This is a genomic window from Pseudomonas sp. GB2N2 (assembly GCF_054897705.1).
The window spans coordinates 5,079,591-5,102,130 of record NZ_CM142701.1 but is presented as its reverse complement, the minus strand read 5'-3'; the positions used below and the strand labels follow the sequence as shown (position 1 = coordinate 5,102,130).

Annotated in this window: 20 protein-coding genes and 1 tRNA gene; 15 read left to right on the top strand and 6 right to left on the bottom strand. The window is 57.8% G+C overall.

Annotation, left to right across the window (positions count from 1 at the left end):
* The first annotated feature begins 116 nt into the window (after positions 1–116).
* The 7 genes from apaG (at position 117) to ACYZT4_RS23550 (ending at position 8,201) form a co-directional block, all read left to right on the top strand.
* Positions 117–497, top strand: a complete 381-nt coding sequence (gene apaG, locus ACYZT4_RS23580; protein WP_461983222.1) for a Co2+/Mg2+ efflux protein ApaG — start codon at positions 117–119, stop codon at positions 495–497.
* Positions 497–1,378, top strand: a complete 882-nt coding sequence (locus ACYZT4_RS23575; RefSeq protein ID WP_461983221.1) for a symmetrical bis(5'-nucleosyl)-tetraphosphatase — start codon at positions 497–499, stop codon at positions 1,376–1,378. Before apaG ends, ACYZT4_RS23575 begins: the two co-directional genes overlap by 1 nt.
* Positions 1,379–1,411: 33 nt before the next feature.
* Positions 1,412–1,741: a thiosulfate sulfurtransferase GlpE gene (gene glpE / locus ACYZT4_RS23570; protein WP_461983220.1), complete on the top strand. Its 330-nt coding sequence runs from the start codon at positions 1,412–1,414 to the stop codon at positions 1,739–1,741.
* 296 nt (positions 1,742–2,037) lie between these two features.
* Complete coding sequence (locus ACYZT4_RS23565; RefSeq protein ID WP_461983219.1) at positions 2,038–3,960, top strand: PrkA family serine protein kinase; 1,923 nt, start codon at positions 2,038–2,040, stop codon at positions 3,958–3,960.
* A gap of 120 nt (positions 3,961–4,080) precedes the next feature.
* Complete coding sequence (locus ACYZT4_RS23560; protein WP_461983218.1) at positions 4,081–5,352, top strand: YeaH/YhbH family protein; 1,272 nt, start codon at positions 4,081–4,083, stop codon at positions 5,350–5,352.
* The gene (locus tag ACYZT4_RS23555) at positions 5,349–6,911 is read left to right on the top strand and encodes a SpoVR family protein (protein ID WP_461983217.1); all 1,563 of its coding nucleotides are present in this window, start codon (positions 5,349–5,351) and stop codon (positions 6,909–6,911) included. The genes ACYZT4_RS23560 and ACYZT4_RS23555 overlap by 4 nt, the downstream gene beginning before the upstream one ends.
* A 63-nt stretch (positions 6,912–6,974) precedes the next feature.
* Positions 6,975–8,201: a multifunctional CCA addition/repair protein gene (locus ACYZT4_RS23550; protein WP_461983216.1), complete on the top strand. Its 1,227-nt coding sequence runs from the start codon at positions 6,975–6,977 to the stop codon at positions 8,199–8,201.
* 38 nt (positions 8,202–8,239) lie between these two features.
* On the opposite strand, the gene folK is transcribed toward ACYZT4_RS23550, so the two are convergent.
* Complete coding sequence (gene folK / locus ACYZT4_RS23545) at positions 8,240–8,758, bottom strand: 2-amino-4-hydroxy-6-hydroxymethyldihydropteridine diphosphokinase (protein WP_461983215.1); 519 nt, start codon at positions 8,756–8,758, stop codon at positions 8,240–8,242.
* The gene (folB, locus tag ACYZT4_RS23540) at positions 8,749–9,105 is read right to left on the bottom strand and encodes a dihydroneopterin aldolase (protein ID WP_461983214.1); all 357 of its coding nucleotides are present in this window, start codon (positions 9,103–9,105) and stop codon (positions 8,749–8,751) included. Before folB ends, folK begins: the two co-directional genes overlap by 10 nt.
* 74 nt (positions 9,106–9,179) lie before the next feature.
* On the opposite strand from folB, the gene plsY reads away from it, so the two are divergent.
* Positions 9,180–9,749: a glycerol-3-phosphate 1-O-acyltransferase PlsY gene (gene plsY, locus ACYZT4_RS23535; RefSeq protein ID WP_461983213.1), complete on the top strand. Its 570-nt coding sequence runs from the start codon at positions 9,180–9,182 to the stop codon at positions 9,747–9,749.
* Positions 9,750–9,772: 23 nt separating this feature from the next.
* On the opposite strand, the gene tsaD is transcribed toward plsY, so the two are convergent.
* Entirely contained in the window at positions 9,773–10,798 is a 1,026-nt protein-coding gene (gene tsaD / locus ACYZT4_RS23530) for a tRNA (adenosine(37)-N6)-threonylcarbamoyltransferase complex transferase subunit TsaD (RefSeq protein ID WP_461983212.1), read from the bottom strand.
* 199 nt (positions 10,799–10,997) lie between these two features.
* Here tsaD and rpsU point away from each other — a divergent pair, with 199 nt between their 5' ends.
* The 5 genes from rpsU to ACYZT4_RS23505 all read left to right on the top strand — a co-directional run bounded on the left by rpsU (position 10,998) and on the right by ACYZT4_RS23505 (position 19,566).
* Entirely contained in the window at positions 10,998–11,213 is a 216-nt protein-coding gene (gene rpsU, locus ACYZT4_RS23525; protein WP_002551877.1) for a 30S ribosomal protein S21, read from the top strand.
* 492 nt (positions 11,214–11,705) lie between these two features.
* Complete coding sequence (gene dnaG / locus ACYZT4_RS23520; RefSeq protein ID WP_461983211.1) at positions 11,706–13,685, top strand: DNA primase; 1,980 nt, start codon at positions 11,706–11,708, stop codon at positions 13,683–13,685.
* A gap of 67 nt (positions 13,686–13,752) precedes the next feature.
* The gene (rpoD, locus tag ACYZT4_RS23515; RefSeq protein WP_461983210.1) at positions 13,753–15,603 is read left to right on the top strand and encodes an RNA polymerase sigma factor RpoD; all 1,851 of its coding nucleotides are present in this window, start codon (positions 13,753–13,755) and stop codon (positions 15,601–15,603) included.
* A gap of 124 nt (positions 15,604–15,727) precedes the next feature.
* A complete protein-coding gene (locus ACYZT4_RS23510) occupies positions 15,728–19,474 on the top strand; it encodes a bifunctional diguanylate cyclase/phosphodiesterase (protein ID WP_461983209.1) in 3,747 nt (1,248 codons plus the stop codon).
* A 15-nt stretch (positions 19,475–19,489) separates the two neighbouring features.
* Positions 19,490–19,566, top strand: a tRNA-Ile gene (locus ACYZT4_RS23505).
* A gap of 69 nt (positions 19,567–19,635) precedes the next feature.
* On the opposite strand, the gene ACYZT4_RS23500 is transcribed toward ACYZT4_RS23505, so the two are convergent.
* Both ACYZT4_RS23500 and ACYZT4_RS23495 read right to left on the bottom strand, forming a co-directional pair.
* Positions 19,636–19,941, bottom strand: a complete 306-nt coding sequence (locus tag ACYZT4_RS23500) for a helix-turn-helix domain-containing protein (protein ID WP_461983208.1) — start codon at positions 19,939–19,941, stop codon at positions 19,636–19,638.
* Positions 19,934–20,299: a type II toxin-antitoxin system RelE/ParE family toxin gene (locus ACYZT4_RS23495; RefSeq protein ID WP_461983207.1), complete on the bottom strand. Its 366-nt coding sequence runs from the start codon at positions 20,297–20,299 to the stop codon at positions 19,934–19,936. The genes ACYZT4_RS23500 and ACYZT4_RS23495 overlap by 8 nt, the downstream gene beginning before the upstream one ends.
* Positions 20,300–20,791: 492 nt before the next feature.
* On the opposite strand from ACYZT4_RS23495, the gene ACYZT4_RS23490 reads away from it, so the two are divergent.
* Positions 20,792–21,100, top strand: coding sequence for a DUF3077 domain-containing protein (locus tag ACYZT4_RS23490; RefSeq protein WP_461983206.1), 309 nt, complete (start codon positions 20,792–20,794; stop codon positions 21,098–21,100).
* 70 nt (positions 21,101–21,170) lie between these two features.
* Here ACYZT4_RS23490 and ACYZT4_RS23485 read toward each other — a convergent pair whose 3' ends face one another.
* Positions 21,171–21,818 carry a peptidase M41 gene (locus tag ACYZT4_RS23485; protein ID WP_461983205.1) on the bottom strand — a complete coding sequence of 216 codons (648 nt, stop codon included), beginning with the start codon at positions 21,816–21,818 and terminating at the stop codon, positions 21,171–21,173.
* Between the two features lie 118 nt (positions 21,819–21,936).
* Here ACYZT4_RS23485 and ACYZT4_RS23480 point away from each other — a divergent pair, with 118 nt between their 5' ends.
* On the top strand, positions 21,937–22,398 hold the full coding sequence (locus ACYZT4_RS23480; protein ID WP_461983204.1) for an Lrp/AsnC family transcriptional regulator: 462 nt from the start codon (positions 21,937–21,939) through the stop codon (positions 22,396–22,398).
* The last annotated feature ends 142 nt before the right edge of the window (positions 22,399–22,540 follow it).

Sequence of the window (22,540 nt, the reverse complement as noted above, 5' to 3'; positions counted from 1 at the left end):
CAAGCGTTATCGGGTAGTACACCAGCGCCCATGTCTGGTTTACTACCCGGTACTTGGCCTAGACTGAATTCCATCAGTTACGCCCCGCGTCCCGCTTCGTTTTTAAGGCCTCTTGCATGTCCGATCCTCGTTATCAGGTCGACGTCAGCGTCGTCACCCGCTATCTGGCAGAACAATCGCAACCCGAGCAGAACCGCTTTGCTTTCGCCTACACCATCACCGTGCACAACAAAGGCGAGTTACCCGCCAAGCTGTTGTCGCGGCACTGGGTGATCACTGACGGTGACGGGCATGTCGAAGAAGTGCGCGGTGCCGGCGTCGTGGGCTTGCAGCCGTTGATTCAGGCTGGCGAAATTCACACCTACAGCAGCGGCACTGTGATGACGACCAAGGTCGGCACCATGCAAGGCTCCTATCAAATGATTGCCGACGACGGCAAGCACTTCGACGCCACCATCGCTCCATTTCGTCTGGCGGTGCCCGGAGCCCTGCACTGATGGCGACGTACGCCGTCGGTGACCTGCAAGGTTGCCTCGAACCGCTGAAATGCCTGCTCGAGCAAGTCACCTTCGACCCTGCCCGAGACAGACTGTGGCTGGTGGGTGATCTGGTCAACCGTGGCCCGCAGTCGCTGGAAACCCTGCGTTTTCTCTATAGCCTCCGCGAATCGCTGGTGTGCGTGCTCGGCAACCACGATCTGCATCTGTTAGCCGCCGGGCATAACATCGAACGCTTGAAGAAAGGCGATACCCTGCGCGAAATTCTCGAAGCACCGGATCGCGCAGAATTGCTGGAGTGGGTGCGCCAGCAAAAGCTCATGCATTACGACGAGCAGCGCAACATCGCCCTGGTCCACGCCGGCATACCGCCACAATGGTCTTTGCGCAAAGCCTTGAAATGCGCTGCCGAAGTCGAAGAGGCCTTGCGCGACGACAACCGTTTTGCCCCCTACCTTGATGGCATGTACGGCAACGAGCCGCTGAAGTGGGACAGTGACCTTAAAGGCGTGACCCGCCTGCGTGTGATCACCAACTATTTCACCCGCATGCGTTTCTGCACCAGCGAAGGCAAACTCGATCTCAAGGGCAAGGAAGGCGCCGACACTGCGCCGCCGGGTTACGCGCCGTGGTTCAGCTACAAGGAACGCAAGACCAAGGGCGTGAAAATCATCTTCGGCCACTGGGCCGCGCTTGAAGGCCAATGCAGCGAGCCGGGTATTTTCGCGCTCGACACCGGTTGTGTCTGGGGCGGATCAATGACCCTGATGAACGTCGATACCCTTGAGCGCCTGCAATGCAAATGCGATGACCATGGCCGCACCTTGCCGCCAGTCGTACCGCCTATTTCCGAACAAGCACCCGTCGGCGCCCAGCGCTAGACTGCGCTTTCAGCCGAGCCACAGGAGCCCGCCATGAGCGAATTCAAACGTATCCCCCCAGAGCAGGCCCAGGCCCTGCGCAAGCACGGCGCAGTCGTGGTCGATGTTCGAGACCCGGCAACGTTTGCCGCGCTGCACATCAGCGGCTCGAAGCATCTGGACAACCACTCCCTGCACACTTTCATTCAGGGCGCCGATCTGGACGCACCGACGGTCGTGGTCTGTTATCACGGCAATTCCAGCCAGGGCGCGGCCGCCTACCTGATCAGCCAGGGTTTCTCCGATGTCTACAGCATGGACGGCGGTTTTGAGCTGTGGCGTACGACTTATCCTTCGGAAACGGCGCAAAGCGCTTGCGAATAATTTTTTTGTAATGCGCAAGCCCCGGCCCCCGCGGGCTATGGCGGTGGCAGACGAACGGTCTGCCACAACTAATTACGTATCTCTCCTTTACCTCCCGAATTCCCAACTATCCTTAAGCGCAGGCCATCCAAAACAGGGGAGAGCCGGTACACCGGCGCGCGGATCATCGGGAGTAGCTTTCGGAGTTGTCAGCTCCGGGAGAGTTCTGGGGGGTAAACAGCGACTGCCTGTTCGGTTGCTGCCAGCATCGACTGAGTGATCCGGCGTCGGCTCCACGTATCGAGCGAGGTGACGTCATGAGTATCTTTAGCCACTTCCAACAACGCTTCGAGTCCACACGCCAGGAAGAGCTCTCGCTGCAAGAGTATCTTGAGTTGTGCAAAAAGGACCGCAGCGCCTACGTTTCCGCCGCCGAGCGTCTGTTGCTGGCCATCGGAGAACCGGAGCTGCTCGACACCTCGGCCAATTCGAGGCTTTCGCGAATCTTTTCCAACAAGGTGATCCGTCGCTATCCGGCCTTTGAGGACTTCCACGGGATGGAAGAATGCATCGACCAGATCGTGTCGTATTTCCGCCATGCCGCTCAGGGTCTGGAAGAAAAGAAACAGATCCTCTATCTGCTCGGCCCCGTCGGTGGCGGTAAATCATCTCTGGCTGAAAAGCTCAAACAACTGATCGAGAAGGTGCCCTTCTACGCGATCAAAGGCTCGCCGGTTTTCGAATCGCCTCTGGGTTTGTTCAACGCCACTGAAGATGGCGCGATCCTCGAAGAAGACTTCGGCATTCCGCGGCGCTATCTCAACACCATCATGTCGCCATGGGCCACCAAACGCCTTGCCGAGTTCGGCGGCGACATCAGCCAGTTCCGCGTGGTGAAACTCTATCCGTCGATCCTTAACCAGATCGCCGTGGCCAAAACCGAGCCGGGAGATGAAAACAACCAGGACATCTCCGCACTGGTGGGCAAGGTCGATATCCGCAAGCTGGAGGAATACCCACAGAACGACGCCGACGCCTATAGCTACTCGGGCGCACTGTGCCGGGCCAACCAGGGCCTGATGGAATTCGTCGAAATGTTCAAGGCACCGATCAAGGTGCTGCACCCATTGCTGACCGCCACTCAGGAAGGCAACTACAACAGTACCGAAGGCTTGGGGGCGATACCCTTTACCGGGATCCTGCTCGCTCACTCCAACGAATCGGAATGGCACACTTTCCGTAACAACAAGAACAACGAAGCCTTCATCGACCGGATCTACATCGTCAAGGTCCCTTACTGCCTGCGGGTCAGCGATGAGGTGAAGATTTACGACAAACTGTTGTTCAACAGCTCTCTGGCAAAAGCCCATTGCGCGCCCGACACCTTGAAAATGCTCGCCCAGTTCACCGTGCTCTCGCGCCTCAAGGAGCCGGAAAACTCGAACATCTATTCGAAGATGCGCGTGTATGACGGCGAAAACCTCAAGGATACCGATCCGAAAGCCAAGTCGATCCAGGAATACCGCGACAACGCCGGTGTCGACGAGGGTATGAATGGTCTTTCGACTCGCTTCGCCTTCAAAATCCTGTCGAAGGTCTTCAACTTTGATCCGCATGAAATCGCCGCCAATCCAGTGCATTTGCTGTACGTGCTGGAACAGCAGATCGAACAGGAGCAATTCCAGGCAGAAACCCGCGAACGTTATCTGCGCTTTCTCAAGGAATACCTCGCACCGCGCTACATCGAATTCATCGGCAAGGAGATCCAAACCGCCTACCTCGAGTCCTACAGCGAGTACGGCCAGAACATCTTCGATCGTTATGTGCTGTACGCCGACTTCTGGATCCAGGACCAGGAATACCGCGACCCGGAAACTGGCGAAATCCTCAACCGCGTAGCGTTGAACGAAGAACTGGAGAAAATCGAAAAACCGGCTGGTATCAGCAATCCTAAGGATTTCCGCAACGAAATCGTTAACTTCGTGCTGCGTGCCCGCGCCAACAACAATGGCAAAAATCCGACCTGGCTCAGCTACGAAAAACTGCGGGTGGTCATCGAGAAGAAAATGTTCTCCAACACCGAGGACCTCCTGCCGGTCATCAGCTTCAACGCCAAGGCCAGCAAAGAGGACCAGCAGAAGCACAACGATTTCGTCACACGGATGGTCGAGCGGGGCTACACCGACAAACAGGTACGGCTTCTTTCCGAATGGTACCTTCGGGTCCGGAAATCGCAGTGAAGCAGCCGCAAGCTACAAGCCACAAGCGGCGAGAACAAAGCGCGTAAACCCTGGTATCTGGGTAACTGCTTGTTCTTGCAGCTTGCAGCTCACAACTTGAAGCTGCCCGGAGGGCCACCTATGAGCTATGTGATCGACCGACGTCTCAATGGCAAGAACAAGAGCACGGTGAACCGTCAGCGCTTCCTGCGGCGATACCGTGATCACATCAAGAAGGCCGTCGAAGAGGCGGTCAGCCGGCGCTCCATTACCGATATGGAACACGGCGAACAGATCAGCATCCCCGGCCGCGACATCGATGAGCCGGTGCTTCACCATGGTCGCGGCGGCAAACAGACCGTCGTGCACCCCGGAAACAAGGAATTCACCAGCGGCGAGCACATCGCCCGTCCGCCCGGAGGTGGCGGCGGCAGAGGTCCAGGCAAGGCCGGTAACTCCGGCGAAGGCATGGACGAGTTTGTCTTCCAGATCACTCAGGAAGAGTTCCTTGAATTCATGTTCGAAGACCTGGAACTGCCTAACCTGGTCAAGCGCAACCTGACCGGCACTGACACGTTCAAGACCGTTCGCGCGGGCATCAGTAACGAGGGCAATCCGTCGCGGATCAACATTATCCGCACCTTGCGTTCAGCCCATGCGCGGCGTATCGCCCTGTCCGGCAGCAGTCGGGCGAAACTGCGCGAAGCCAAAGAGGAACTGCTGCGACTCAAACGGGATGAACCGGATAACTTCGGCGACATCCAGGAAATCGAAGCGGAAATCGAGAAGCTCAGTGCGCGCATTCATCGCGTTCCGTTCCTCGACACCTTCGACCTCAAATACAACTTGCTGATCAAACAACCCAATCCCAGCTCCAAAGCCGTCATGTTCTGCCTGATGGACGTTTCCGGGTCGATGACCCAGGCAACCAAGGACATCGCCAAGCGCTTTTTTATCCTGTTGTACCTGTTTCTTAAACGTAACTACGACAAGATCGACGTCGTGTTCATTCGCCACCACACCAGCGCCCGGGAAGTGGACGAGGAAGAGTTTTTCTACTCCCGCGAAACGGGCGGCACCATTGTTTCCAGCGCGTTGAAATTGATGCAGGAAATCATGGCTGAACGCTATCCCAGCAATGAATGGAACATCTACGCTGCCCAGGCGTCCGACGGCGATAACTGGAACGACGATTCGCCGATCTGCCGCGACATCCTGATTAACCAAATCATGCCGTTTGTGCAGTACTACACTTACGTTGAGATCACCCCGCGCGAACATCAGGCCCTGTGGTTTGAATACGAACGAATCGCCGATGCCTTTTCTGACACTTTTGCCCAGCAACAACTGGTCTCGGCCGGGGATATCTATCCGGTCTTCCGTGAACTCTTCCAGCGCAGGTTAGTGACATGACCGCCAAAGAGCAGAAGCGCCAACCCATTTCCACCGGCTCTGAATGGACGTTCGAGCTGATCCAGGCCTACGACCGCGAAATCAGTCGTATCGCGGCTCGCTACGCGCTCGACACCTACCCTAATCAGATTGAAGTGATCACCGCTGAACAGATGATGGATGCCTATGCCTCCGTCGGCATGCCGCTGGGGTATCACCACTGGTCCTACGGCAAACACTTCCTTAGCACCGAGAAGTCTTACTCGCGCGGCCAGATGGGCCTCGCCTACGAGATCGTGATCAACTCCGACCCTTGCATCGCCTACCTGATGGAAGAAAACACCATCTGCATGCAGGCCCTGGTGGTGGCGCATGCCTGTTACGGGCACAACAGCTTCTTTAAAGGCAACTACCTATTTCGCACCTGGACCGACGCCAGTTCGATCATCGACTACCTGGTATTTGCCAAGCAGTACATCATGCAGTGTGAAGAACGACATGGCATCGATGCGGTGGAGGACCTGCTGGACTCCTGCCATGCGCTGATGAACTACGGTGTTGACCGCTACAAACGCCCTTACCCGATTTCCGCCGAGGAAGAGCGTCGCCGGCAAAAGGATCGCGAAGAGCATTTGCAGAAGCAGATCAACGACCTGTGGCGCACCATTCCCAAAGGCGCGGATAAGTACAGCGACAAGGATAACGCGCGCTTCCCCGCCGAACCTCAGGAAAACATCCTGTACTTCATCGAAAAACACGCTCCGTTGCTGGAGCCATGGCAACGGGAAATCGTGCGTATCGTGCGCAAGATCGCGCAGTACTTTTACCCCCAACGCCAGACTCAAGTGATGAATGAAGGATGGGCCACGTTCTGGCATTACACGCTGATGAACGACCTGTATGACGAAGGCCTGGTCACCGACGGCTTCATGATGGAGTTTCTGACCTCGCACACCAGCGTGGTCATGCAGCCGGGCTTCGACAGTCCTTACTACAGCGGCATCAACCCTTATGCACTGGGGTTCGCCATGTATCGGGACATCCGGCGCATGTGTGAAAGTCCGACGGAAGAGGATTACCGCTGGTTCCCCGACGTTGCTGGCACCGACTGGCTGTCGAGCATCAAGTTCGCCATGAGCAGCTTCAAGGATGAGAGCTTCATTCTGCAGTACCTGTCACCCAAGGTGATCCGCGACCTGAAGTTGTTCAGCATTCTCGACGACGACCAGAAGGATGATCTGCTGGTTCCGGCCATTCATGACGAGCCGGGATATAAGACTATTCGCGAAACGCTGGCTGCACAGTACAACCTGGGGAATCGCGAGCCCAACATCCAGATCTACAGCATTGACCGTCGCGGCGACCGCTCGCTGACCCTGCGTCACCAGCAACACGACCGAAAACCGCTGGGCGAATCCACCGAGGAAGTGCTCAAACACCTGCATCGCCTCTGGGGCTTCGACATTCACCTGGAAACCCTTCAAGGGGATCAGGTGATGAAAACCCACCATGTACCACCGAGAACAGAGCATAGCGAAGGCGATTACGGCCGGTTGGACCTGGCCGTCATTCATCTTTGATCGTGTTTCTGCCTCCGAAAGCTCGACGCAACGGTTATTCTGTCGAGCTAACGGAGGTTTTTTATGCAGATTTTTAAAGTCGGCGGCGCGGTTCGCGATCGTCTGCTTGGCAAGCCTGTCACAGACATCGACTGGGTTGTAGTCGGCGCCACGGCCGAGGAAATGCTCGCCAAGGGTTTTCGCCCGGTGGGGGCAGACTTCCCGGTGTTCCTTCACCCCAAAACCGGAGAGGAATACGCCCTCGCCCGAACCGAACGCAAAAGTGGCCGGGGTTACGGCGGGTTTACCTTCCATGCCAGTCCTGATGTCACCCTCGAAGAAGACCTGATCCGTCGCGATTTGACGATCAACGCCATCGCCGAAGACGATCAGCAAAATCTGACCGACCCTCATCATGGCCAGCGCGATCTGGAAGCGCGCATTCTTCGTCATGTTTCCCCTGCTTTTGCCGAAGATCCGCTCCGAGTTCTGCGCGTTGCCCGCTTCGCCGCTCGCTATGAGAAGTTGGGTTTTACTGTCGCACCTGAAACACTGGATTTGATGCGCGCACTCAGCGATTCAGGCGAACTTGAAGCGTTGACGGCGGAACGCATCTGGAAAGAAATCTCCCGCGCGCTGATGGAAGATCAACCGCAGGTTTTCATCCAGGTGCTGCGCGATTGCGGTGCGCTGAAGGTAATGATGCCGGAAGTCGATGCACTGTTCGGCGTTCCGCAGCCGGAAACTCATCATCCGGAAATCGACACCGGTGTGCACACGTTGAGCGTGCTTGAGCAAGCAGCACTGCACAAACAGCCACTGACCGTGCGTTGGGCCTGCCTGCTGCATGACGTGGGCAAGGGCCTGACACCGGAAGGAGAATGGCCAAGGCATATCGCACACGAGCACAAAGGCCTGAAGCTGATCAAAGCGGTGAACGAGCGCTTCAAGGCGCCGAAGGACTGCCACGAACTGGCCTTGCTCGTGGGCCAATATCACACCCACGGCCACCGCGCCCTGGAACTGAAGCCATCGACCTTGCTGGAGTTGCTGCAGAGCTTTGACGTCTACCGCCGGCCGCAGCGATTTGAGGAATTCATCGCCGCGTGTGAAATGGATGCTCGAGGACGCAAAGGGCTGGAACAGCGAAGTTATCCACAGGCGGATTATTTACGTGGGGCGGCGACTGCGGCTCGGAGCGTGGCGGTTCAGCCGTTGCTGGAGAAAGGCTTCAAGGGGCCAGAGCTGGGTGAGGCGATCAAGCGTGAACGGCTTAATGCGCTCAAGATTTATAAGGAGGCATCCGCCTGAAAGGCTTCGCGGGCTTGCTCGCGAAGGCGTCTGGTGCCTCACAGCAGATTCAATGGGGTCAACTGCTGCCCCCGCCACTCAAACGCCACCGGCGCCAACACCTGGTCAATCTCTGCCTCGCCCCACAACGCCGCAAAGCTTTTGCCTACGCCCGGATGCACACGGTCCGGTGCAATCAGCGACAAAGGCCACAATACAAAGGCATTTTTCAGAATTTCGGCACGCGGCAGGATCAAGCCATCAAAGTTGCCCACCCGATCGCCGAACAGCAAAACGTCGATATCCAGTGGCAAACCCTTGCGGTCCGGCGCATAGCGACCGTTGTCCGCCTCGATGAATTTCAAGCGGCGGTCGAGCTCCATCAGCGGCAGATCGGTGTAAGCCGAGACCACGAAATTGAAGAACGGCCCGCTCTTGATCCCCACTGGCTGGCTTTCGAAGACCGCCGAGCAGCGTATATCCACCAGAAAACCCGCCAGGGCTTCCAGACCCGCCTGCAAATGGGTTTCGCGCTCGATGTTGCTACCGAGCCCGAGGTACACCTGAGTCAGCGACATCCGCGCTCGATCTCCACGCCCACGCCACCGGTTGCCGCCGGGACGGCGCCAGGCTTGGTCAGTTTGAGGCGCATCCAGGTGATGTTGAATTCGCTCATCAGCACTTCAACCAGACGCTCGGCAAAGGTCTCGACCAGTTGAAACCGTGCCTGCTCCGCAAAGGCCTGGATGCGTGCCGAAACGCTCGCGTAATCGAGCGCCAGGGTCAGGTCGTCTCCGGCGGCGGCCGGGCGATTATCCCAAGCGAAACTCAGATCAAGACGCAGGCACTGTCGGATGCCTCGTTCCCAGTCGTAGGCACCAATGACGGTGTCGACTTCCAGGCCCTCGATAAACACTCTGTCCAAGCACTCTTCTCCACTGCACGACAAGGGCGCAATGCGCCGTTAGAATCAGGGCGTCCTCGCCCGGAATAGTTAGCATGTTTTGGTTACTGGCGACTCTCGCCTACCTGCTCGGCTCGCTGTCCTTCGCCATTTTGCTCAGCCGCCTGACCGGTAGCCCCGATCCGCGAATGAGCGGCTCGGGCAATGCCGGCGCCACCAACATGTTGCGGCTGGCTGGCAAAAAACTCGCCATCCTGACCCTCATCGGCGACCTCTGCAAAGGCCTGCTGCCGGTGCTGATCGCCTGCGTTGCCGGCCTTTCACTGCAAGAACAGGCCTGGGTCGGCGTTTGCGCCGTGATCGGTCATTTGTTCCCTGTGTACTTCCGCTTTCGCGGCGGCAAAGGCGTCGCCACCGCTGCCGGCATGTTGCTGGGGCTTTACCCCCCAGCGGCCCTGCTGGCGGTGTGCGCGTGGTTGCTGACGTTCTACCTGACCCGCACCAGCTCACTCGCCGCACTGATTGCCACACCATTGACCCTGCCGCTGCTAGCCTGGCAGGAACCAGCGGCCTTGTTGCCCATGAGTGCGCTCACGGCGCTGATCGTCTGGCGTCATCGCGGCAATCTACGCGACCTGTTTGCCGGGCGCGAACGGCATTTTTAAATGCCGGACGCGAGCATCGCTCATCACAAGCCTGACAATTGCTCCATCGGCCAGCGCGCCTGCACGCTGATCGCCAGGCTTTCGTGCTGACCGGCTCGTAAGCGCTGGCAGCCGGCAAACGCGATCATCGCGCCGTTGTCGGTGCAAAACTCGGGACGGGCATAAAACACATCGCCCTTCAGATCGCCGAGCATTTTCTCCAGGGAAACCCGTAACGCTTTGTTGGCGCTGACGCCGCCTGCGATCACCAGACGCTTCATGCCCGCCTGCTTCAGGGCTCGCTTGCACTTGATGGTCAAAGTCTCCACCACGGCCTGCTGGAACGCCAGAGAGATGTCGCAACGGGCTTGCTGATTGTCGTCCCCGGCGCTGACGCACTGGTGCCAGGTGTTCAACGCGAAGGTTTTCAGGCCGCTGAAGCTGAACGCCAGGCCCGGCCGGTCGCACATCGGGCGAGGAAAGGTGAAACGTCCGGCAACGCCCTGCTCTGCCAGTTTGGCAATCTCCGGACCACCCGGATAATTCAGGCCCATCATCTTCGCGGTCTTGTCGAAAGCTTCACCGGCCGCATCGTCGAGGGTCTCGCCCAAAAGCGTGTATTGACCGATTCCGTCGACCTGAACCAGCTGCGTATGACCGCCGGACACCAACAAAGCGACGAACGGGAATTCAGGCGGTTTCGCCTCCAGCATCGGCGCCAGCAAATGGCCCTCCATGTGATGCACGCCAAGAGCCGGAATGCCCCAGGCAAAGGCCAGCGCCTGAGCGCAGGAAGCCCCCACCAGCAAGGCACCAACCAACCCCGGACCCGCGGTGTAGGCGATTGCATCGATCTCGGTCGGCACACAGCCTGACTCGACCAACACCTGACGAATCAAGGGCAGCATGCGTTTGACGTGATCGCGCGAAGCCAGCTCAGGCACCACGCCGCCATAGGCGCGGTGCAGGTCGATCTGGCTGAACAGCGCGTCGGCCAGCAGGCCACGTTCACTGTCATATAATGCGACACCGGTTTCGTCGCAGGAGGTTTCTAATCCCAGTACTAGCATGGGTTTGCGCCTTGTTTAGGCTGAATTCGAAGGCGCGCATAATAGTCGCCATGCGATGCCCCGACTAGCGGTTTTCGATCAGAGGCTTTGCATTCCGAGCGATGAGGGGTTAACATCCGCAACCCTTAAAAACCGACGTCTTCAAGTGCTCTTTTGCCGCGAGGATGTTGACCCCGGTAATGAATGAAGGTAGCTCTGGATGCCAGCCGTCAAAGTAAAAGAGAACGAACCCTTCGACGTAGCTCTGCGTCGTTTCAAGCGCTCCTGCGAAAAAGCCGGTGTACTGGCTGAAGTTCGTAGCCGCGAATTTTACGAGAAGCCAACTTCTGAGCGTAAACGCAAAGCAGCAGCCGCTGTTAAGCGTCACGCCAAGAAAGTTCAGCGCGAACAGCGCCGCGCCGTTCGTCTGTACTAAAACACAGACGATCGTAGCAAGCTTCTGCCAAGCCCGGCCCTCAGCCGGGCTGATGGCATTTGCGGACAACGCTTGATGCTTCACCGTCAAAGCCGCACATGCGACCCAGACAAACCTGCTTCACAGCGTCAGACCTGGCTCTTTTGCCAGCGGTGCACGTCTTTTCTGACGAGCCTTCCAAGGCTACTGACGAGCACACCCACTGATTCCTCTCACGACGATCAGCCCAAGGCACCCTCTTGCGTGCCCGCTTATGAGCTATCCGGGGCCATCAACTGGTCGCAGCGGATTCAGCGAAACACTTTCAAATAGTCGAATACTGGTCGAATACTTAATGGTATTAACGTCAGTGGATTTTCGGCAGATACACTCCCCGACAGCGATTACGCAGACGACACTGGTCGAGCCGCTTTTTTTGCGCGCCTCAAACAACGACCTGCGTTCGGCCACATTTCGTTTCGGGTCCATTTCAGCGCAGTTGACGAGAACGCCATGGCCGGGCTAATTCCCCAGAGCTTCATTGACGACCTTCTGAACCGCACCGACATCGTCGATGTGGTCAGCTCGCGCCTGCAACTGAAAAAAGCCGGCAAGAACCACACCGCCTGCTGCCCGTTTCACAAAGAAAAAACTCCCTCTTTCAGCGTCAGTCCGGACAAACAGTTCTACTACTGCTTTGGTTGCGGCGCCGGCGGAAACGCCCTCGGCTTCATGATGGACCACGACAACCTGGACTTCATCCAGGCGGTCGAAGAACTGGCCAAAGCCGCCGGCATGGAAATCCCTCGCGAAGAGAGCGGCCGGCCGCACAAGCCGCGGCAGCCGACCGATTCGCCGCTGTACCCGCTGCTCACCGCCGCCGCCGACTTTTACCGCCAGGCATTGAAAAGCCATCCATCGCGCAAAGCCGCTGTGGATTACTTGAAGGGTCGCGGGTTAACCGGCGAAATCGCCCGGGACTTCGGCCTAGGATTCGCTCCGCCGGGGTGGGACAACCTGTTCAAGCATTTGAGCAGCGACACCCTGCAACAGAAAGCCATGGTCGATGCCGGCCTGCTGATCGAGAACGCCGAGACCGGCAAACGCTATGACCGCTTTCGCGATCGCGTGATGTTCCCCATCCGCGACAGCCGTGGGCGCATTATTGCTTTCGGCGGCCGGGTATTGGGCGACGACAAACCGAAATACCTGAACTCGCCGGAAACCCCGGTATTCCATAAAGGCCAGGAGCTCTACGGCCTTTATGAGGCACGCAAGAACAACCGCAACCTCGACGAAATTATCGTCGTTGAAGGTTATATGGACGTCATTGCCCTCGCCCAGCAGGGCTTGCGCAATGCGGTCGCGACGCTAGGCACCGCCACCAGCGAAGAGCACTTGAAGCGCCTGTTTCGCGTCGTGCCCAACGTGCTGTTCTGCTTCGACGGTGACCAGGCCGGACGAAACGCCGCGTGGCGCGCACTGGAAGCCACACTGCCCTGCCTGCAAGACGGACGCCGCGCGCGCTTCCTGTTTCTGCCCGAGGGAGAAGATCCGGACACGCTGGTGCGCTCGGAAGGCACTGACGCTTTTCGTGCGCGAATCAACCAGCATGCGCAGCCTTTGGCGGATTACTTCTTTCAACAACTGACCGAGGAATCCGATCCGCGCTCGCTTGAAGGCAAGGCTCACATGGCCACTCTCGCGGCGCCGCTGATCGACAAGGTTCCGGGCGCGAATCTGCGCATTCTGATGCGCCAGCGCCTGACCGAGATTACCGGGCTCAGCGGTGTGGCCGTGAGCCAGCTGGTGCAAAGCGCACCGCAGGACGCGCCACCCGCCTACGACCCGGGCATCGATTACGACGCCATGCCGGATTACAGCGACTACCATCAGCCGCAGGCCCAAGACACCTATGCGCCGCAGCAAGAATGGACGCCGAAAAAACCCGGCGCCGGCGGCAAGAAATGGGACAAGAAACCCTGGAACAAGAATGGCAAACGGGGCGGTGATCGCGATCAACAGTCCGCTCCGCGCACACCCATTGCCGTAGAAGCGCCGACATTGATCGCGCTGCGTACGCTCATCCATCATCCAGAACTGGCCGGCAAGGTGGAAACCGCCGATCACTTCGCCAATGAGAGCAACACCTACGCGCAATTGCTGGTAGCCCTCGTCGAGGCCGTACAAAAAAATCCTAAGCTAAACTCAATTCAATTGATGGCCCGCTGGCATGGGACTGAACAAGGGCGACTGCTCAAGGCATTGGCGGAAAAGGAATGGCTGATTGATGGCGACAACCTTGAACAACAGTTTTTAGACACCATTACTAGGCTATCCGCCGGTCAACACACGGATAGCCTGGAAGCACTTATCAGAAAAGCACGACAGCCGGGATTGACCGCAGAGGAAGCAAATCAGATCGCAAATCAGATGCGCGACCTGTTAAATCGCAATAAGGCTCTACCAAACCCGACCTCAACTGGCGCGTGAGGTCATAGCTCAGGTATAATCCTCGGCTTGTTTTTTGCCCGCCAAGACCTTCAGTGGATAGGGTGTTATGTCCGGAAAAGCGCAACAGCAGTCTCGTATCAAAGAGTTGATCACACTGGGTCGTGAGCAGGGCTACCTGACTTACGCAGAGGTCAACGACCACCTGCCGGAGGATATTTCAGATCCGGAACAGGTGGAAGACATCATCCGCATGATTAATGACATGGGGATCAACGTATTCGAGGTTGCGCCAGATAAGGATTCTCTTATGCTGGCCGACGCCGATACCGACGAAGCCGCGGCCGAAGAGGCAGCAGCAGCGTTGGCAGCGGTCGAAACCGACATCGGTCGCACCACCGACCCGGTGCGCATGTACATGCGCGAAATGGGTACGGTAGAGCTCCTCACACGTGAAGGCGAAATTGAAATCGCCAAGCGTATTGAAGAGGGCATCCGTGAAGTGATGGGCGCAATCGCGCACTTCCCTGGCACGGTTGACCATATTCTCTCCGAGTACACCCGCGTCACCACCGAAGGTGGTCGCCTTTCCGACGTCCTGAGCGGTTATATCGACCCGGACGACGGCATTGCGCCGCCTGCTGCAGAAGTGCCGCCGCCAGTCGATCCGAAAGCCGTGAAAGCGGACGACGAAACTGACGACGATGACGCCGAAGCAACGACTGACGACGAAGAAGAAGCCGAAAGCGGTCCGGACCCGGTCATCGCTGCACAGCGTTTTGGCGCTGTCTCCGATCAGATGGAAGTCACCCGCAAGGCGCTGAAAAAGCACGGTCGTGGCAATAAGCTGGCAATTGCCGAGCTGGTGCTGCTGGCTGAGCTGTTCATGCCGATCAAACTGGTGCCGAAGCAATTCGAAGGCCTGGTCGAGCGTGTTCGCAGTGCCCTGGACCGTCTGCGTCAGCAAGAGCGCGCGATCATGCAACTGTGTGTTCGTGACGCTCGCATGCCGCGTGCTGACTTCCTGCGCCAGTTCCCGGGCAATGAAGTCGACGAAAGCTGGACCGACGCACTGGCCAAAGGCAAAAGCAAATACGCTGAAGCCATTGGTCGCCTGCAACCGGACATCATTCGTTGCCAACAAAAGCTGGTCGCGCTGCAAACCGAGACCGGTTTGACGATTGCCGAGATCAAGGACATCAACCGTCGCATGTCGATCGGTGAGGCCAAGGCCCGCCGCGCGAAGAAAGAGATGGTTGAAGCGAACTTGCGTCTGGTGATCTCCATCGCCAAGAAGTACACCAACCGTGGCCTGCAATTCCTCGATCTGATCCAGGAAGGCAACATCGGCTTGATGAAAGCGGTAGACAAGTTCGAATACCGTCGCGGCTATAAATTCTCGACTTATGCCACCTGGTGGATTCGTCAGGCGATCACTCGCTCGATCGCCGACCAGGCTCGCACCATCCGTATTCCGGTGCACATGATCGAGACGATCAACAAGCTCAACCGTATTTCCCGGCAGATGTTGCAGGAAATGGGTCGCGAACCGACCCCGGAAGAGCTGGGCGAACGCATGGAAATGCCTGAGGACAAGATCCGCAAGGTATTGAAGATCGCTAAAGAGCCGATCTCCATGGAAACCCCGATCGGTGATGACGAAGACTCCCATCTGGGTGACTTCATCGAAGACTCGACCATGCAGTCGCCAATCGATGTTGCCACCGTTGAGAGCCTTAAAGAAGCGACTCGCGAAGTGCTGTCCGGCCTCACTGCCCGTGAAGCCAAGGTACTGCGCATGCGTTTCGGCATCGACATGAATACCGACCACACCCTCGAGGAGGTTGGTAAGCAGTTCGACGTCACCCGTGAACGGATTCGTCAGATCGAAGCCAAGGCGCTGCGCAAGCTGCGCCACCCGACGAGAAGCGAGCATCTGCGCTCCTTCCTCGACGAGTAATGACAGCCCCCCCGGCCCAGGCCGGGGGGTTTTGCTATCTACAGATAAAACGCCTCGTACTTCCCCCCCCGCCGAATTGCCCGTCTACACTCGAAACATTCCCCCGAGCCATAACGAGACCGTTATGCCCAGACTGCCGACCGTGCTTTTTTTGCTGTCGCTGATGACCTGGACCGCAACGGCTGGCGCGCTGACTCTGACCGACGATGAACGTAGCTGGCTGGCGGCCCACCCGGACTTGCGCCTGGGTGTCGATGCGTCATGGCCACCCTTCGAGTTTCGCGACGATCACGGCCGCTATCAGGGCCTTGCGGCGGATTACATCGACCTGATTCGCCAACGCCTGGCCGTAAAACTCACGCCCATTGAGCCCGTGAGCTGGACGGCGGTTCTCGACCAAGCCAAACAAGCCAAGCTGGACCTGTTGCCGGGTATCATGTCGACCCCGGAACGCCAGACGTACCTGTCATTTACCCGTCCTTACCTGGATTTTCCGATTGTCATTCTTGCCCACGTAGGGGGCGCCCAGCCGCGCAAACTCGAAGACCTCTACGGCCTGAAAATCGCCGTGGTAGAAAACTATGCCCCCCATGAACTGCTGCGCACCCACCATCCCGATCTGAACCTGGTGGGCATGCCCAATGTCAGCTCAGCCTTGCAGGCACTGGCGACCGATGAGGTGGACGCCGTGGTCGGCGACCTCGCTTCCAGCGTCTGGAGCTTGCGTCAGCTCAAGCTCGACGGGCTCTACGTCAGCGGCGAGACACCGTATCGCTATCAATTGGCCATGGGCGTGCCCAAAGACAACAAGATCCTGGTCGGAATTCTGGACAAAGTCCTGGCTGACATGACTCCGGATGAAATCAGCGCCATCCAGGAACATTGGGTCGGCAACGTGCTCGATCACCGGACTTTCTGGTCCGACCTGCTGGTGTATGGCCTGCCGGGATTGCTGTTGCTGATCACCGTGCTGGCGGTGGTCATTCGGATCAACCGCCGACTGAGCTCTGAAATCGCCCGCCGTGTCGACCTTGAACAGGAACTGCGCAGCAGCGAATATCACTATCGCGGTCTCGTGGAAAGCCTGTCGGCTATTGCGTGGGAAGCGCGGATCACTGATTTTACCTACAGCTACGTCTCGCCCCACGCCGAAGAATTGCTGGGTTACCCCTTGGCCCATTGGCTGATTCCCGGCTTCTGGCGCAACATCATCCACCCCGCCGACCTGACTCGAGCCCAGACCTTCTGTGATCACGAAGTCCTGGCCGGGCGCGATCATAGCCTCGATTACCGGGTGATCACCGCCGATGGCCGCTGCATCTGGGTGCGCGACATCGTCAGTCTGATCGAGCATGGGCAAGAGCCGGTGATGCGGGGGCTGATGATCGACATCAGCGAAGCCAAGCGCACCGAAGAGGCGTTGCGCCTGTCGGAACAGAAATTTGCCTCGGTATTCCAGCAATGCCCGGACATTCTGGTCATCGCGCGACTCTCCGACGGCTGCCTGCTGGAGGTCAACGAAGCCTTCGAGGAACAGATCGGGCTAACGGCTGACGAGGTCATCGGCCAGACCGCCACCAACCTGAATATCTGGGGCATTCCCGGCGTCGGACCAGGCTTGCTCCAGCGCCTGCAGGCCGGCAGCATTCGTAATCTGGAGATGCCTTTTCGCCGCAGCAATGGCCAGGTGTTTACCGGGCTGATCTCCGCCGAGCCGTTCGACCTCGATACCACCCCTGCGCTCGTGGTGGTCGTGCGCGACATCAGTCAGCTCAAGGAAACCCAGCAACAGCTGCAAACTTCTGAGGAAAAATTCGCTAAAGCCTTCCATGCGTCACCCGACGGCTTGCTGCTGTCACGCCAGAGCGATGGCTTGTTGCTGGAGGTCAACGAAGGTTTCAGTCGCATCACCGGTTTCAACAGTGCGATGTCTGTGGACCGCTCGGCTCTGGAACTGGGTATATGGGTCAATCTCAACGAACGCAAACAGATGCTCGACCTGCTGCACCGCGATGGTTTCGTTCGCGATTTCAGTTGCCATATCCGCCGCAGCGACGGGCAGATCCGCCTCTGCGAGGTGTCGAGTCGGCCACTGCCGATCGGCGATGAAGATTGCATGCTGACCATTGCCCGGGACATCACCGAGCGCCACTTGATGCAGGAAAAACTGCAACAGGCGGCGACCGTATTCGAGAGCACTGCCGAGGGCGTGCTGATCACCGATACCCAACAGCACATTAGCGCGGTCAATCGCGCGTTCACCGAAATTACCGGCTACAGCGAAAGCGAAGCGCTGGGCCACACCCCGCGCCTGCTCGCTTCGGGCCTGCATGACAGCGCGTTTTACGCTGCCATGTGGCATCAACTGACAGCCGAAGGTCATTGGCAGGGCGAAATCTCCAACCGACGCAAGAACGGCGAACTCTATCCGAGCTGGCTGACCATCAGCGCCGTGCGCAACCGCGATAAGTTCATCACCCACTTCGTCGCGGTGTTCGCCGACATCTCCAGCCTCAAGCACGCCCAAGCCAAACTCGATTACCAGGCGCATCACGACCCGCTGACTGGCCTGCCCAACCGCACCCTGTTCGAAAGCCGACTGCTGACCGCGCTCGACAACCAGCGAGAAAACGGTGGCCAGGGCGCGGTGTTGTTCCTCGACCTGGACCGTTTCAAGCACATCAACGACAGCCTTGGCCATCCCGTCGGCGACTTGCTGCTCAAGGGCATCGCCGTGCGCCTCAAAGAGCAACTGCGCGACATCGACACCGTTGCGCGCCTCGGCGGCGACGAATTCATCATCCTGCTGCCCGGCCTGCAGCAGCCCAGTGATGCCGACAACATCGCAACCAAGTTGCTCAACTGCTTTGGCGCACCGTTTCAGGCCGGTGAGCATGAGTTCTTCATCAGCGCCAGCATCGGCACCAGCCTGTATCCCAAGGACGGCGGTGACGTTGCCACACTGGTCAAGAACGCTGACGCGGCAATGTACCGCTCCAAGGCCAAGGGCCGCAATCGGGTCGAAAGTTACACCCGCGATCTGACGGCCCAGGCCAGCGAGCGCGTCGCACTCGAGCATGAACTGCGCCGCGCCATCGAGCGCAATGAACTGTTGCTGCATTACCAGCCGAAAATCAGCGTGGACGACAACCGCCTGGTGGGCGCTGAAGCCCTCATCCGCTGGCGTCACCCGACTTTTGGCGACGTACCGCCGGAACACTTCATTCCGCTGGCCGAAGAAAACGGCATGATCCTGCAGATCGGCGACTGGGTGCTGGAAACCGCGTGCCGGCAGATGTACGACTGGCATCAGGCCTATGAATGCTTCGGCTCGCTGTCGGTCAACCTCGCCGGTGCGCAACTGCGTCAGCCCAACCTGCTCGGCCGGATCGAACAACTGCTCAAGGACAACGGTCTTCATCCCAATTTATTGCAACTGGAAATTACCGAAAACTTCATCATGAGCCAAGCCGAAGAAGCGCTGGCGGTGCTGCATCAACTCAAACACTTGGGTGTGCAATTGGCGATCGATGACTTCGGAACCGGCTATTCCTCCCTGAGCTACCTCAAGCGCCTGCCGCTGGATATTCTCAAGATCGACCAGTCTTTCGTCCGCGGCCTGCCGGACGATCCCCACGATGCAGCGATTGTTCGCGCCATCATCGCGCTGGGTCGCAGCATGCAATTCACCGTGATTGCCGAAGGTGTAGAGACCTTGGCGCAACAGCAATTTCTCGCAGAAGAAGGCTGCGAACAGATTCAGGGTTACATCATCAGCCAGCCCTTGCCCGCAGACGAATTCGCCGCGACGTTTCTTCGTATAGCCATATCAGATTTTTCGCATAGCACAGTCGAGAAACCGTCGTTATAATCCGCGGCCTACTGAGGGCCTATAGCTCAGTTGGTTAGAGCAGAGGACTCATAATCCTTTGGTCCACGGTTCAAGTCCGTGTGGGCCCACCAAACAAAAAAAGCCGCGCTTTATGCGCGGCTTTTTCGTATCTGATTGAACAGCAGCGTGACGGATGTCACTCAGTTGGCGAAATTCTCGATCCTGACCTGGCCTTCGGGAAAGGTCGCGATTATTTCCAGTTCGCCACCCATGGCGCGGATGTAATTACGCAAGGTGCTGATGTACATGTCTGTGCGCCGTTCCATTCTGGAAATGGCAGCCTGGTTGACGTGTAGCGCCTTGGCCAGCGTTTCCTGGCTTAGTTCTTGAGCCTTGCGGAGCTCGTGCAGGGGCATTTCCTTGAGGTGTTGCTGGAACAGCCGCTCCGCGTCAGCTCGTGATTCCGGCGTCATGCGCGCTTGAAGTTCAGCAAATTTCTTAGCCATCGTTACGGCCCTCTTTACTCAATATGTCCAAATGTTCGTCATACAATTTTTCTGCCAGCGGGACCTGCACTTCATACCAGCGGCTCTGACCAGATTTGTTGCCTCCGATTAAAAGCAACGCGCATCGGCGCGGATCAAACGCATAGAGCACGCGGTAGGGTAGACCCGCATGCTGGACCCGAAGCTCACGCAGATTCCCCAATCGCGAGCCCTTGATATCGCTGCTGTGGGGAAAACCCAAGCCTGGACCGAAGCCCCCCAGTAAATCGACGCAGGCTGACACTGAGGCTTGCTCCTTGGCATCCAACCCTTCCCACCAGCCTTCAAACTCATCGGTGTATTCAACTTCCCAACCCATACCAATATGCCATCCAAGGAATATGATCTCAAGGGAATAACTTTAGGCGGTATCGGCAGTGCGACCACCTCGGTTGCCATTGGCAATTGTTAGCGCTAGTTACTCGTCAAAGGCGGCAACAAGGCTTCTGAAGTTTAGTTTTGTTTACTTCTGGTGGCGCAATATCGGATGACGTCCGCAGACCTTGTAGGCAAAATCCGAATCGTGTTTTTTGGGCACTTTGATGCCTTGTTGCGCTTTTATTCGACGGGATACTCTCGGGACGTCGCTGACTATTCAGCGGTCGGGCTTGGAAACCCGCCGAAATTAATCGCAACAGCACTCCTCCAGGATTGAAAGCTTTGTAGCTTGCCCTCCTGATTCATGGCGGCTGTGCGCGGGACGTCTTCGGACGTGCCGGTTTCCTAATTTCCCGGTTTTCCAACCTGCGCGTAGCCGTCACCCATTCGCTTGGAAACGAATGCGACGCCACTTCAAATTAGGAGTTTCACCATGACAGATACAAATTCGCCCCACCCCTCAGACCTGAAAACCATTGGCCTCACCCCCTTTCTTTATTGCTTAAACCAAGCCCAGTTCCACGTCACCCGCGGCGTCCCTCTCGCCGACGCCTTGGCGCAAGCCTCCAATCTGCTGTGCCTCGCCAAAGAGCTGACCATCGAAGCGGCCTACGCCAAGGACACCGACCGCTTCGCCTGGGCTGCGCATTACTTGACGTCAATGAGCAAAGCGGTGGTCGATGATGTGATGAAGGTACTGGAGCGCGGACCTGATGGCCCCGAGATGAAATCCAGAAAATAGCGGCACATTGGCCGTGGAATGAGTCCCGGATATTCGGGGCTTTCACATCGCGATGGGACGGCGAGCGGTTTTACTTCCGAGCGTTCAAGACTTGTATGGCCCGCACTGCTGGCAACCCCTCAAGCATTTCACGCGTAACAACGACCTCATACGTATCCTCTGCCCTGCCCCACTGCTCAACGATTACCATGCGACTGACCAATGCCAAGGCTAACTCGGTAATCGTATCGGCTACATCCTCAACGACTGTTTGAGTACGCAACCACACCCGCTCGGTGATCACTTTAAGCTCCGCCGTGACACGCTCATGCGAGGTGGACTCCGTGCCAGGACAGGTGAGATTGCGCAGCAAATTCTGTAACTCCTTTATCTTCGCGTAATCCTGTTCCGCACCCAGCGCGCCCTGCAGGATCGCGATGGCCGACGACTTGTCGACACGTGGGCCGGTGGAGCGAGGTGAAGAGAGTGTTTGCCCCATGGCTCCTGCAAAGAGCACCATCATCCGCGCTTCCAGGTATTCCCTCATCGCGTCCAGCGAAGTAATTGGCCGCGCCAAAGTAATGGATGCACCCCCTAGATGCCGCAAGTCCATGGTCACGGACAGCGTCACGCCACCCGTTGCAAACCCCAGGGCGCGGGCGATGACGTAGTGGCCCATTTCGTGATGGGCAATCTGCAATGCGCGATCCCGCACAGCGGCGGGCATGTTTTTGATCATTGATTGCCCCGCAACCTGGAACTCGCATTTGGCTGTAATGAGCCTAGATCAGACATTCGATTTCCGAGATGTCCCTGTAACATGCAGAACCACTGTTCTGCACCGCTGGAGACGCCCCTTGTCCGACACCCGCCCGCCCGTCCTTGATGAAATCGACCGCCAATTGATCGCGGCTCTGCAGATCAATGCCCGCGAAAGCGTCGCCATGCTTGCCCGGCAATTGGGCATCGCGCGTACTACGGTGACTTCGCGACTGTCGCGGCTGGAAAAGGCCAAAGTCATCACCGGTTACGGCGTGCGCCTGGGTCAGCGGGTGGTGGACGGCGGGTTGCAGGCGTACGTGGGGATTACGGTGCAACCGCGGTCCGGCAAGGAAGTGGTGCGTCGGCTAAGTGCCATGGCTCAGGTGCAGCAGTTGTGTGCGGTGAGTGGCGAATTTGATTATGTGGCGTGGTTGCGCACCGATTCGCCGGAGCAGCTGGATCAGTTGCTGGATCAGATCGGGAGCGTGGATGGAGTGGAGAAGACGACTACGTCGATCATTCTCAGCAGCAAGATTGATCGGGGACAACCGGTTTAAACGCCGGCGCAGGCTTGAACGCTGGGCGGTATGCAGTGATCAATCGTCATAGTGATCAGTAAATTGGCAAATCGACGACACATTGCGCCTTATTAACGTGCTCTACGCTCTCTAGAATGGCTGCCATCTTTTCCTATACTCA